13 protein-coding genes are annotated in these 12,674 nt (G+C 43.0%); 4 read left to right on the plus strand and 9 right to left on the minus strand.

The genetic code is table 11. The features are described 5' to 3' along the window. The first annotated feature begins 190 nt into the window (after positions 1-190). A complete protein-coding gene (locus BMW53_RS12490; RefSeq protein WP_038556210.1) occupies positions 191-619 on the plus strand; it encodes a hypothetical protein in 429 nt (142 codons plus the stop codon). Here BMW53_RS12490 and kynU read toward each other — a convergent pair. The 4 genes from kynU to BMW53_RS12510 all read right to left on the minus strand — a co-directional run bounded on the left by kynU (position 616) and on the right by BMW53_RS12510 (position 4,354). Next, positions 616-1,896 carry a kynureninase gene (gene kynU, locus BMW53_RS12495; protein ID WP_038556208.1) on the minus strand — a complete coding sequence of 427 codons (1,281 nt, stop codon included), beginning with the start codon at positions 1,894-1,896 and terminating at the stop codon, positions 616-618. The two genes, BMW53_RS12490 and kynU, sit on opposite strands and share 4 nt — an antisense overlap. Next, positions 1,897-2,631, minus strand: coding sequence for an SGNH/GDSL hydrolase family protein (locus BMW53_RS12500; RefSeq protein WP_217642945.1), 735 nt, complete (start codon positions 2,629-2,631; stop codon positions 1,897-1,899). A 69-nt stretch (positions 2,632-2,700) separates the two neighbouring features. After that, positions 2,701-3,930: a [FeFe] hydrogenase H-cluster maturation GTPase HydF gene (gene hydF / locus BMW53_RS12505; protein WP_038563865.1), complete on the minus strand. Its 1,230-nt coding sequence runs from the start codon at positions 3,928-3,930 to the stop codon at positions 2,701-2,703. A 109-nt stretch (positions 3,931-4,039) separates the two neighbouring features. Then, positions 4,040-4,354, minus strand: a complete 315-nt coding sequence (locus tag BMW53_RS12510) for a hypothetical protein (protein WP_038556206.1) — start codon at positions 4,352-4,354, stop codon at positions 4,040-4,042. A gap of 206 nt (positions 4,355-4,560) precedes the next feature. On the opposite strand from BMW53_RS12510, the gene BMW53_RS12515 reads away from it, so the two are divergent. Beyond that, positions 4,561-5,826, plus strand: coding sequence for a sensor histidine kinase (locus BMW53_RS12515; RefSeq protein WP_038556203.1), 1,266 nt, complete (start codon positions 4,561-4,563; stop codon positions 5,824-5,826). 2 nt (positions 5,827-5,828) lie between these two features. After that, complete coding sequence (locus BMW53_RS12520; RefSeq protein WP_038556199.1) at positions 5,829-6,521, plus strand: response regulator transcription factor; 693 nt, start codon at positions 5,829-5,831, stop codon at positions 6,519-6,521. A 370-nt stretch (positions 6,522-6,891) separates the two neighbouring features. Here the strand turns inward: BMW53_RS12520 and BMW53_RS12525 are convergent, their stop codons facing one another. From BMW53_RS12525 to BMW53_RS12545, 5 genes are all read right to left on the minus strand, one after another. Then, positions 6,892-7,179: a hypothetical protein gene (locus BMW53_RS12525; RefSeq protein WP_038556194.1), complete on the minus strand. Its 288-nt coding sequence runs from the start codon at positions 7,177-7,179 to the stop codon at positions 6,892-6,894. Positions 7,180-7,367: 188 nt separating this feature from the next. Continuing rightward, complete coding sequence (locus BMW53_RS12530) at positions 7,368-8,762, minus strand: aspartate ammonia-lyase (RefSeq protein WP_038563863.1); 1,395 nt, start codon at positions 8,760-8,762, stop codon at positions 7,368-7,370. Positions 8,763-8,781: 19 nt separating this feature from the next. Beyond that, positions 8,782-9,156 carry a GxxExxY protein gene (locus BMW53_RS12535; protein ID WP_038556189.1) on the minus strand — a complete coding sequence of 125 codons (375 nt, stop codon included), beginning with the start codon at positions 9,154-9,156 and terminating at the stop codon, positions 8,782-8,784. Positions 9,157-9,437: 281 nt separating this feature from the next. Then, positions 9,438-10,829, minus strand: a complete 1,392-nt coding sequence (gene hydG / locus BMW53_RS12540) for a [FeFe] hydrogenase H-cluster radical SAM maturase HydG (protein ID WP_038556185.1) — start codon at positions 10,827-10,829, stop codon at positions 9,438-9,440. Between the two features lie 32 nt (positions 10,830-10,861). Further along, positions 10,862-11,107: a TM1266 family iron-only hydrogenase system putative regulator gene (locus BMW53_RS12545; RefSeq protein WP_038556180.1), complete on the minus strand. Its 246-nt coding sequence runs from the start codon at positions 11,105-11,107 to the stop codon at positions 10,862-10,864. A gap of 342 nt (positions 11,108-11,449) precedes the next feature. On the opposite strand from BMW53_RS12545, the gene hydE reads away from it, so the two are divergent. Then, positions 11,450-12,505, plus strand: a complete 1,056-nt coding sequence (hydE, locus tag BMW53_RS12550; protein ID WP_245749043.1) for a [FeFe] hydrogenase H-cluster radical SAM maturase HydE — start codon at positions 11,450-11,452, stop codon at positions 12,503-12,505. Positions 12,506-12,674: the final 169 nt, after the last annotated feature.

Here is a 12,674-nt window from a genome sequence, read left to right on the forward strand (position 1 = left end):
AAATCATGATCCATTTGAATTAAGGTATGAATTAGCGGTTTTTTACATACCTCAAAATACGTTGGAAGCCGATTATTGTTGCGTTTGAAACACTACTTGTATTCTTCAGATCAGAGCTTCGGATTAAAATTATTTGTAGCATTAAACTTTTTTCCCGGGTTGGGGTCTTACCAAACGTAACAGGCTCGTTATGAAATTAAAATCGATTTTTTCAATATTTATCGAGTGGCTAAAATCGCCCGAAGTGTTTGGCAGTAAAAAGAAACTTATTCCGGGCACGTGGCATTTGTTTGAGTATTATGAGGATGAGGGGGAAGAGCTGTTACATTTTGATGAAGATGCGCTGAAAAAAGACAAAGTGTTGTTTGTGTTGTCGTTTCTCGAGAATCATGAATTTACAGTGGCCGGCAATGCACCGGTAAAACTGCTGGAGGAAACAACGCAAGGGAAATGGAGCGTTGCCCGAAACTTTATCACTTTAATCAACCCGAAGGATTTCAGAAACAATATCGAGTTTCAGTTTGCCTTTGAGAAAGGAAATCTGAAATTGCTAAAAAAGGATGCCTTGGGCAAGATCGAGTTTTTTGGTTTCTTCCACGCATCAAAACAAAAATCCTAGGTAACGTCTGATCTTTGCGTTGAAAATTGTTCGTATTCTTTGTTCTCAATTATTTCCCGAAGCCGGTGTACTGTTTGCCAAACTTCTTTGTAAGTGGTGTACAACGGTGTAAAGCCAAAACGAATATTGTCAGGTTCGCGAAAATCAGGAATGATTTTTATTGTTGATGTTTTGGGCTGAATCAATGCCTGGCAAATTCGGTAAGCTTCAACGTGTTTTAACGAAATGTGCGATCCTCTTTTTTCGGGCTCTGTTGGAGAGCCAGCCTCAAAACCATAATTCTTTAATTGTGACGCTACCATGGAATGAAAGAATTCGGAAAGACGGATACTTTTTTGATGAATGGTTGCCATCCCGGCTTCGTTGATCATTTCAATTCCGGGTTCAATGGCCATAAGGTTCAGTACCGGAGGTGTTCCTGCGAGGAATCTGCGAATTCCTTGTGCCGGCCGGTAGTTTAAATCGAATTCAAAAGGTAAAGCATCGCCAAACCAGCCCTGAATTGGTGATGACAATTTATCCTGTAAATCTTTCCGAACGTATAAAAAAGCCGGCGAACCCGGACCTCCATTCATGTATTTGTAGGTGCAACCCACAGCCAGGTCGGCATTGCTTTTGTTCAGCTCAATTTCAACGGCACCGGCAGCATGACTCAGATCCCAAAGAACAAGCGCTCCCATTTTGTGAGCGTATTCCGTTATTTCCTCCAACTGATACATAAAAGCACTTTTAAATGCCACCAATGATAACACGACCAAAGCCGTATTTTCTGTAATCTTCGATTTTAGCTCTTCCGTTTCAATTGAAATACCGTCGTTTGTTTGCGCCAAATTAAGCTTGTACTCCGGGCCAAACTCTTTTAACAGGCCTTGCAAAATATATAGGTCGGTTGGGAAATTAAGTGCATCGCTTACAATTGTCGTTTTTCCTTTTTGCAAATTCAAAGCCGCGTGCGACAGTTTGTATAGATTTATTGATGTACTATCCGAAATAATTACTTCTCCATTTGAAGCGCCTATCATTGGTGCGATTTTATCGCCAAGCTGTGTGGTTTTTTGATACCAGTGTCGGTTCCAGCTTTCAATCAGTTCGGTGCCCCATTCTTTTTCTATCACTTCAGAAAGCAACTCTTTGGTTCTTAATGGAAGGCGGCCAAGTGAGTTGCCATCGAGGTAAATCGTATTCTCGGATTCGATGTAAAACCGGCTTCTGAATTTATGCAACGGATCGTCTCTGTCAAGTTGTTCGGCTAAAGTAAAGTTTTGGTCGGTTGTCATTTATTTTTGGTTTTCGAGTATTTCTTTGGCTTCAGAAAGAATTTTATCTACCCAGCGCCGGTACATTTCGCCCGACGGATGCAGACCATCGGAAGCTACCAGCATTTCATCGTTAAGTGCTTCGCGCGAAATGGCTGTTATTTCCACATAGCGCGCATTTGCCTGCAGCGTTTCCTGGAAATTTATCGCGTTGTATTCATCTATTTCTTTGGCAATCTTCTCTGGATTAAGGTTTTGTCCAAAAGGTGTTACGCCGTAATCGGGTATTGAAATTACAATAACATTTTGAGCTTTGTTGCCGGCATATTTAATTGCAGTTTGCAAATTATTCCTGAATTCGCCCCGGTAGTCATCGGCACCTCTTCCCCGGTATTGGTTGTTTACGCCGATTAATAAAGTTACCAGGTTGTATGATTCTTTTAAATTTTCATTTTCGATGGCGGCGGCCAATTCATCGGTTGTCCAACCGGTACGTGCAACAATTTTTGCAGGTTGCATTCCAAAACCTGCAGCTTTTAATTGTGTAACCAACTGCACCGGAAAACGTTCATTTTCCTCTACGCTTTCGCCAATGGTGTACGAATCGCCCAAAGCAAGGTAATAAAAGGTAGAATCCTGATTGTCGTTTTCGTTAAATTCACTCGGTTCAGGTATTACATTCATAATTACAGGATTTTCTTTATCGGTGCAGGCCAGTCCTGCAAAAATCAAAAATATAAAAAGTATCCGGCTCATTTCTCTCTTTTATTCTTTCAACAACTCTGGCCGGTTCCGGGTTTGAAAAAGCCGTAAAAATTTTAAACGCTAATTTCCAATGCCATTTTTAAAAATGTCCAGTGCGCCCGGAAAAGGTTCTAAAGCACGCTCAAAAATTCCCAGCGAATAAGCAATGGTCAATCCGTAATTGGTAATCGGAACTCCGGCTTGTTTGGCTTTCATTATGCGGCTCAGCATTTCGCGGCGGTTCCACATGCAGGCTCCGCAATGAATGATGAGTTTATACTCCGAAATATTTGGCGGGAAACCGTGTCCGCGCGTACTGTCGATTTGCAATTTACCACCCACATATTGAGTTAACCAGCGCGGAATTTTTACGGTGCCAATATCTTCGCCAATGGGATGGTGCGAGCAGGCTTCGGCAATTAAAACTTTGTCGCCGGTTTTTAGCTTGTCGATGGCCATGGCTCCGCGTACCATTTCGTTCAGATCGCCCTGGTGGCGGGCAAACAGAATGGAAAATGAGGTTAACGGAATATCTGGTGGTGTGTCGGCAGCCACTTTTAAAAAGGCCTGCGAATCGGTAACCACCAGTTTGGGTGGTTTGTTAAACCGCGATAAGGCTTCGCGCAGTTCACGTTCTTTTACGACCATACAAAATGCATCGTTGTCGAGCAAGTCGCGGATGCTTTGCACCTGCGGCAAAATCAGTCGGCCCTTTGGCGCTTCCTTATCGATGGGAACCACCAAAACCGCAGCTTCTCCGGCACCAACAAGGTCGCCCAAAATGCTGGGGCGATTTATAAAATCAGCAGGGGCTGAGTTCAACAACAACTGCCGAAGATCAAGTAAACCCTTATTTTCAGTTACCGAAGTCTGCACCAGCTTTATTTTTTTGCCGTCGAGAGCGCCGATAATTTCAAAATTTTCTTCGTACAGATCGCACTTGTTAAACACTACCACAAAGGGTATTTCCCGTTCGTTGAACTCGCCGATCAGTGATTCTTCGTATTCTCCCCAATCGTTAAAATTCGATACAATTACACCTAAATCTGTTCGGTCGAATACGGCAAGTGTTTTGGCAATTCGTTTTTCGCCAAGTGCGCCAACATCGTCGATGCCGGCCGTGTCGATAAAAAGAACAGGCCCCAACGGAAGCAGTTCCATTGGTTTTTCAACCGGATCGGTAGTTGTTCCGGCAACCTCCGAAACGATGGATACATCTTGCTGTGTTAGTGCATTTAACAGGCTTGATTTGCCGGCATTTCTGCGGCCAAAAATTCCAATGTGTAAACGAAACGATTTTGGTGCTCTCATGTATTGTGTTTTGCGCGACTGAAAGTACAAATTCAAACCAATTTCAGCAATTAATGCCATAAAAAAAGGGCGCCAAGGCACCCTTTAATTGATTTATTTGAAGTTGATTTTACTTCTTTTCACCACAACAACTTTTTTTCTCAGTGGTGGCTTTTGCGTCACCACAGGTTTTGCCCGATGCTGCACAACTTTTCTTTTGTGCCTCGGTGCAACCTGCCGCCTTTTTGTCGGCTTTTTTAGCGGTTGTGGCTTTCTTTTCTGTTTTCTTCTTTTTTTCGTCCTCGTTACTGATTACAGTGCCATGGTTATCGTCGGCAACAACAGTAACTTCCGATTTTTTTACGGTATTAACCTTTGCACTTGTGCTTGCTAAAGCAACACAGTAAGTGGCAATAAGAGTGATTACAATAAGAATTCGTTTCATGATTTTTTCGTTTTTTTGTGATCGTGACACAAATATATTGTTTGCTGATTAAACTATGCGTTAATGCGAGGTTAATGGATTTAACGGCCGGAGCCCATGTTGATTTAATGGTTATTTTTGAGTTTTTTAAACACCATAAAACAATTGGTTATCAATGGGGTTATGGTAGTAATGATTTCTTCTTTTAGGATCAGGAAAATTTATACGTGAAAACAGTATTCCGAAAATATACATTTTTGTTAGCGTTGCTGATTATTCTGGCATTGCTGGCAACACAAATAAAATGGATTGTTTACTCTATTCGCTTTCAGGACAAGGTGTTTGAGAAAAGTGTGGAGCTGGCATTGAGCGAGACCATGACAAATCTTACAGCCGATAAACCATTGTGTAATAAAGTGAAAGCTTGTGTTGATTGTGACTCCATCCGCCTGAAAGCACAGTTAGCTTCATCAGGTGTTTGGCAAAAAATTCACGATGCCATTCAAAACGAACTAGAATCGTACGACATCGACCTGGATTTTGAAATGTACATTCTGGAAGATGGTTCGGAAGAACTTAAGGTAATAAAGGCCGAATACAACAAGGGCTTATATTATTCGCGTTGTATGGGCGGAATAATTGGGCAAACCGGCTATCAGCTGGTAGTGGAATTCCCGTCGCGAACCCGCTTTTTCTTTGCCACGGCCGGAACGATGTTCCTTGGTTCGGTAATTCTGATTTTCCTGCTTATTCTTTCGCTTTTATACCTGTTGCGCATTTACAACCGCGAGATTCGTATTGCCAAACATACCAAAGAGCTGCTGAATAACGTGAGTCACGAGTTTAAAACGCCGTTGTCGTCGATTGCCCTGGCATCGAATATGATTCGTAAAAAGCGCTATGGCGAAGATGAGCAAAAACTGACCAGTTACGCCGAGCTGATAAGCAAAGAAAACCGCAAACTGCAAAACCTGGTTGAAAGTTTATTGCGCCTGGAAGCAGTGGAGCGAAACGAATTTGATTACAACAAAGAAGAAACAGCGATAGAGGATGTGGTAAAAGAAGCGGCATCAACCTGCGAAATGTTACTGAACGAAAGGTACGGACAAATTACTTACGATTTTGAGGCCGGGAGTACGCCGGTTTTTATCGATCGCCTGCATTTTATAAATGTATTCGTTAACTTACTTTCAAATGCGATAAAATACTCAAAGCGCAATCCTGCTGTTGAAATCGTTACCCGCACTGAAAACCATAGCCTGGTAATTTGGGTAAAAGATAACGGAATTGGTATTCCGGTTAAATTTCAAAAGTATATTTTTGATAAGTATTACCGCGTGCCAACGGGCGATGTGCACAACGCCAAAGGTTTCGGAATTGGGCTGGCCTACGTAAAACAAATTGTAGAAGCGCATAACGGAACCATTGTAGTTGAAAGCACCAGCGATGAAGGGACTGTTTTTAGAATTCAATTACCACTGGAAAAATCGTAAAGATGGACGAAAAAAACTTAAACATTATTTTGGTTGAGGACGACCTTAATCTTGGCTTTTTGCTGGAGGATTTTTTGAAAAGCCGTGGAGTAGGAGTTACGCTTTATCGCGACGGAGAAGAAGGCCTGGAAGGATTCAAAACCAACGGCGGTTTTAACTTTTGCATTTTCGATGTGATGCTTCCGAAAATGGATGGCTTTACGCTGGCCAAAAAGGTAAAAGCTGTTCAGCCCGAAATTCCCGTGGTTTTTCTTACGGCGCGCGCCATGAAAGAGGATAAAATGAAAGGCTATACGATTGGCGCCGACGATTACATTACCAAACCATTTGATGAGGACGAGTTGTGGTGTAAAATTGTGGCCATTAGTAAACGCAGCGATTTTATCCAGGAAGAAACCGAAACCATTTACCAGGTTGGGGCGTACGAATTCGATTATGAAAATCTTTCGCTTAGTTTGGATGGAAATATAAAACGCCTTACAACACGCGAGGCCGAAGTGTTGCGTATGCTTTGCAAGGAGAAAAAGAATGTGGTTCGGCGCGAGCAGATCTTAACTGCCATTTGGGGCGAAAACGATTATTTTGCCGGAAGAAGCCTCGATGTATTCATTTCGAAACTCAGAAAATATTTTGCCGGAGACCCATCAATTTCTATCGAAAATGTGGTGAAAGTGGGGTACATTTTACATTGCTAGCAAAGCGCATTCTTTATTCACCGGGATCACCAATCAGAATCTGAGTTTTTATCATCTCCTTTTTGTTCCCCTTCGTAGGGTAATTCGTATTAAGCCACTGTAGTGTTTTGTTGTGAATCCTCCTTTTCAAGGAGGTGGCTGACGAAGGAAGCCGGAGGATGATATTAGGTAGACTACCGACAGGCAGGTAACCCGGTGCGTAGCGCTGGGATGAAATGACCAAAGCGAAATCGTCCGGCGAAGAAAGCAGATCGAAGCCAGATGGTGCTCCCGGACGAAACTCAAAAGGAAATAAACATAAAAAGGTGGGGACTTTCAGAAAAAAAGTCGCTCATTAATGAACGACTTCTCTTTATACTCGGTTAATCTACTAGGATTTGCCTGATTTTTCGCCACCGCAGGTTTTGCTGCAGTCGCTTTTCTTTTCTGCTGATTTTTCTCCTGAGCATCCATCAGCTTTTGCTTTTGCTTCACCTCCTGAACATCCTTCGCCTTTAGCTTCAGACTTTGCGGCTTTCTTGCCATCTTCTTTTTTCTCTTTTTCTACTTTATCTACAACCTGCACGATTTCATCGTTGGTAACAACTGTAGTTTCAGTCATTGCTAATGATACTCCGTAAACAGCAACAAATGCTAATAGAAATAATACTTTTTTCATGATTTACAATTTTAGTTATTAAAGAAATTTTTTGTCTCAATGTTTATTTAGACTCAATATTAATAACTAAAATAATTAAAAGCAAGTTGAATATGAGATAAATCAGTATTTATTTTACTCAAAGTGTGCAATGCTCACATAGGCAGTGTTTTAGGAATGTGTTAATGTGTTGTTAAAAATGTTGAGACTTAGTTTCCTAAGCGGCAAACGGCTTCGGGAGTAATCAATTCATCAAACTCACAGGCAGTTAAATGCCCTGATTTTAAAGCTGCTTCCTTAATGGATAAACCGCTGTTTTCAACCATTTTTACAATCTCTGAACAACGCTCGTAACCAATTTTAGGAACCAATGCAGTAATGGTGGCGGTTGAGTTGTGTACACGCATTCTGCAAACATCTGCATTGGCAGTTACGTACGACACACATTTTTCGTTGAATAACTTACTCGCATTTTTTAGTAAATCGATCGACTCGAGCAGACTGTTGGCAATAAGCGGCATAAACGGATTCAGCTCCAGATTCCCGGCTCCGCAGGCTTGTGCAATTACCTGATCGTTTCCCATAACTTTCATGGCGGCCTGCACCACTGCTTCGGGAATAACCGGATTTACTTTTCCCGGCATAATCGACGAACCGGCCTGTAGTTGAGGCAGGTTAATTTCTCCCAGACCGGCATGTGGCCCACTGGATAACAAGCGGAGGTCGTTGCTGATTTTTAGCAAATTAACCGCGCAAGCTTTTAATATGCCCGACACTTCCACAAACACATCTGCGTTTTGCGTGCCGTCAATCAGGTTTTCGCTGCGTGCGAGGCCAATGTTTGTGTTTTCGCGCAGTTTATCAACCACCCTGAAAATAAACTGCTTGGGTGCTCCCAGTCCGGTGCCGATTGCTGTTCCGCCAAGGTTTACCACGCGCAATCGTTCTTCGCATTTGTATATGCGCCATCTGTCGCGGTTCAGGGCTTCGGCATATGCACTCATTTCGCGGCCTAAAGTTGTTAAAACTGCATCTTGCAATTGCGTACGGCCAATTTTTACAATGTGTGCAAATTCCTTTTCTTTTTGCTGAAAAGCCTCTTGAAGGTTCAGTACTTGTTGTTCCAGTTCGCGTAACAAACGTATCGCAGCCACTTTAAGTGCTGTTGGGTAAGTGTCGTTGGTGCTTTGGTGCAGGTTGATGTCGTCGAGCGGAGAAACTGCTTTATAATCTCCCAATTCTTTTCCCAGAATTTGAAGTGCACGATTGGCCAGCACCTCATTCACATTCATATTGGTTGAAGTTCCAGCACCCCCTTGTAAAGCGTCCACCAGAATGTGTTTATTCAGTAATCCCTGGCTCATTTCAAAAGCGACCTTCTCAATGGCTTCAGCTTTTGTTTTATCTTCCCAAAAGTCAAGTGCATTATTGGTTTGTGCGCAGGCTAGTTTTACTTCGCCGTACGCTTTAATAAGCTCCGGATGAACCAGCTGCCCGGAGATGGAGAAGTTTTCAACCGCGCGAGCCGTATGGATTCCCCAGAGTGCAGTGGCCGGGATTTGCTTCTTTCCAATAAAGTCACTTTCTTCTCTTGTGTTGACCATGATTTGCTTGATTATTGGATTACTTGATTTTGTTATTGTGAACACGCTTAAATGTTAAACTCTTACTGCCAAAATTTATAAGAAGACCAATTTTCATCTGATACGCTTCCAGGTAGTTCATTGCCTGAGCCAGATGTACATCTTCAAGTTTTATAACTGCTTTTAATTCTACCATGATTTTATTTTCAACAAAAAAATCTACCCTGCGTTTACCAATTTCTAAATTTCGGTAGTAAATAGACATAACTTTTTCCCTGTCATATTCTATTCCCTGATGGTCAAATTCAAGCGCCAGTGCCCGTTGGTAGATTACTTCCTGAAAGCCATTTCCTAAGGTTCGGTGAACCTGCATAGCACAGCCGATAATTTTGTGCGTTAATTCTTCAAATTCCATATTTGTATTTGTTGAGCTATAAGTTTACCCACTAAAATACAATTAATTATGGAATCAGGTAATCATGATTTTGTTGTTGTGGATTCGTTTAAATGTCAGGCTTTTGCTTCCGAAGTTTATTAGTAACCCGATTCTCATATGATAAGCTTCCAGGTAATTTTGTGCGTTAATTCTTCAAATTCCATATTTGTATTTGTTGAGCTACAAGTTTACCCACTAAAATACAATTAATTATGGAATCAGGTAATCATAAAAATCCTAGAAATCAAGGTGCTGTCATTTTAACAATAAACATCATCCCGACCGGCTTCCACGCGTTTTACCAGTTTTTCGGCACGTTGTTTGGCTACGCCGGTTAATCCTGCAATTGTTTCGCGAATTAACTGGTCGCCAATTTCGCGGGTTTCCGGCGATGCATAGTTTTGCAAATATTCTTTAAACGAGCTGAGTCCGTTAGGGCCACAGTGTAACCTTATGTCGCCGGGTTTTGCCAGATCCATAAAATCCTGTCCGGTTCTGCCCAAACGATAACAAGCGGTACAAAACGACGGAATATAACCCATTGATGCCACATCGCGGATGACTTCATCCAGCAGACGGTGATCGCCCAAACTAAACTGGCCAGAGATTTCGTCGTCTTCCTCGTAACCTCCCGGGTTGGTTTTACTTCCTGCCGAAATCTGGCTCACGCCCAGGGCAAAAGTATCGCGGCGCATTTTGGCGGTTTCACGGGTCGACATAATAATTCCGGTGTAAGGAACGGCCAAACGAAGAATGGCAACAATTTTTCGAAAATCGATATCAGAAACCGGGAATGGCGGGTGCGATGCTATATCACTGTTGGTTGCCGGCTCCATCCGCGGAACACTGATGGTGTGCGGGCCAACTCCAAATTTATCTTCCAGCTCAAAAATATGCTGCATCATGGCCATTATCTCGAAACGATAATCGAACAGGCCAAACAAAACGCCAATTCCCACATCGTCGATTCCGGCTTCCATGGCGCGGTGCAAAGCCCAAACACGCCAGTTGTAATCGCGCTTTTTGCCGCCAACGTGTACTTTTTTGTAGGTTTCGCGGTGGTAGGTTTCCTGAAAAATCTGATACGTTCCAATACCTTCGGCTTTGGCCAGCTTAAACTCGTCGACGGTTAGCGGAGCCACATTAATGTTTACGCGGCGAATTTCACCGTGCTCGCTTTTTACGCTGTAAATGGTGCGTATCGATTCCAACACATAATCGAAGCCCTTTTTCGGGTACGATTCGCCGGCAACCAACAGCACTCGTTTGTGCCCCTGGTTAATGAGCACTTCTACCTCGCGGGCAATATGTTCCTGCGACAGGGCATGGCGGTCGATTGCTTTGTTGGTAGCCCTGAAAGCACAGTACAAACATTCGTTTGCGCACAGGTTGGAAATGTAGAGCGGCGCAAACAACACCAGCCGTTTGCCATAAATGGTTTCTTTAACGGTGTTGGCCATGTTGAAGAGTTCGGCAAGCATTTCCGGATCGCTGATTGAGGTTAAAACCGCCACATCAGCGAGGTTTAAACCTTTCATTTCGGCAGCTTTGGACAGTACTTCTTTAATTTTTGCAGGTTCGGGATTTTTGTTTTGCTCCAATGTTTCCCAAACTTTGGCTTCGTTGATAAAATCGGCAGGTACGTTGTACATATTTTTTTAGTTGAAAGATCAGTTTCTATTCTTTATTTTTTTGCCAGTCCTGATTTCACCGTCACTCCAGGGATATTTCCCAGCTTGCCGGTTAGCGTGCCCAGTTCGTCGGTGGTGGCATCGATAACCAGTGTAATAACGGAATAGTTTTCTTTGGCATTGGGCAAACCGGTGCGTGCCAGAATGAGTTCTGAAAACTGACTCAAAACCTGGTTTACACTCCCCGATGATTTCTCGCGGTTTTCAATTATTATGCCCACAAAACCCAGTCGTTTCATTTTTAAAAGTTAGTAGTCAGCAGTTGGAAGACCGAAGTTTTCTTCAGTCAACAAACATCAACATAAGTTATACAAATAAATTCTACGGGAAATAATGGAGATAAAGGATTTGAAAGACTTTTGCCTTTCTACCTGGTTCTTTTGCCTTGTTCTCTCCCTAAAGTCAGCCGTGGCCTTCCCGCAGGATTGTGTCACAAATGTAACTTTAATTTCAGTTACAGAACATGAGAATTGTTGTAAAGTGACAATGTTATGCAACGTAGCTCTAAAACATAACAGAGCGTTTTGTACTTGAGCTTTATTGCGGAGAAAAGTATATTTTTATGACTCAAAATGATTGCTTTGGATAAACAGGAAATCATACAATTACTAAAAACCACCGGCGAGGAGCGCACCGCGCTTTTAAAACGTGCGCAGGCGGTGAAGGTAAAAGAAACCGGGAACAAAGTTTATTTCCGTGGATTGGTGGAGTTCTCGAATATCTGCGCCAAAGACTGTTTGTATTGCGGTATCCGGAAAGGAAACGACAAAGTTCTTCGTTACGATGTAAGCGATGACGAGATACTGGAATCGTGCCGTTTTGCCTGGGAAAATCGTTTTGCGTCGGTGGTATTGCAATCGGGCGAATTGTCGTCGCCGGCATTTGTAAACCGGGTAGATGCTTTGCTGAAAAAAATCAAACAGCTGTCGAACGGAGAGCTGGGAGTCACACTCAGTTGTGGCGAGCAAAGTCTGGATACCTATCGTCGTTGGTTCGAGAGTGGGGCGCATCGTTATTTATTGCGCATCGAATCGGCAACACGCGAGCTTTACTACAAAATTCATCCTGAGAATGCTAGCCATTCATTCGAAAATCGAATTGAAGCACTGGGCAGCTTAAAAACTGCAGGCTACCAGGTTGGTACCGGAGTAATGATTGGCTTGCCGTTTCAAACCTATGAACACCTTGCCGACGATCTGTTGTTTTTCAAAAAACTGGATATCGACATGTGTGGAATGGGGCCTTATATCGAGCACGAAGACACGCCCTTATACCAGCACCGGCATTTGCTAAAAACAAAGCAGGAACGTTTTGATCTGGCACTGAATATGATTGCCGTTTTGCGCCTGTTAATGCCCGATATCAATATTGCCGCTGCAACAGCTTTACAAGCCATCGATCCGGCCGGCCGCGAAAAAGCGCTGGCTGTTGGCGCCAATGTAATTATGCCGAACCTGACGCCAACGGCTTACCGCGAAGAGTATCAGCTTTACGAAAATAAACCCTGCCTGGATGAGGATGCTGAGTTGTGCCGTAATTGTCTGGAGGCACGAATTCATATGGCCGGCTCCGAAATTGGTTACAACGAGTGGGGCGATTCGAAGCATTTTAGTAAGCGAAAGAGGATGGAACGCTGATGACGCAAGTTTTACGTTGCTCGCAGACCGAAGAGGCCCAGGCGCTTAGCGGTTTCGAACCGCTTAGCGCCTATAATAAAAAAAGAGGCTGTCCAAAAAGGCGGTCTCTTTTTTTATGCTGCAATTTCAGAATAGTAGTTTTTCATCCAGATTTTAGATTGTTGCTTTT

The sequence above is a fragment of the Draconibacterium orientale genome, assembly GCF_900111425.1.
GTDB classification, from domain to species: Bacteria; Bacteroidota; Bacteroidia; order Bacteroidales; family Prolixibacteraceae; genus Draconibacterium; species Draconibacterium orientale.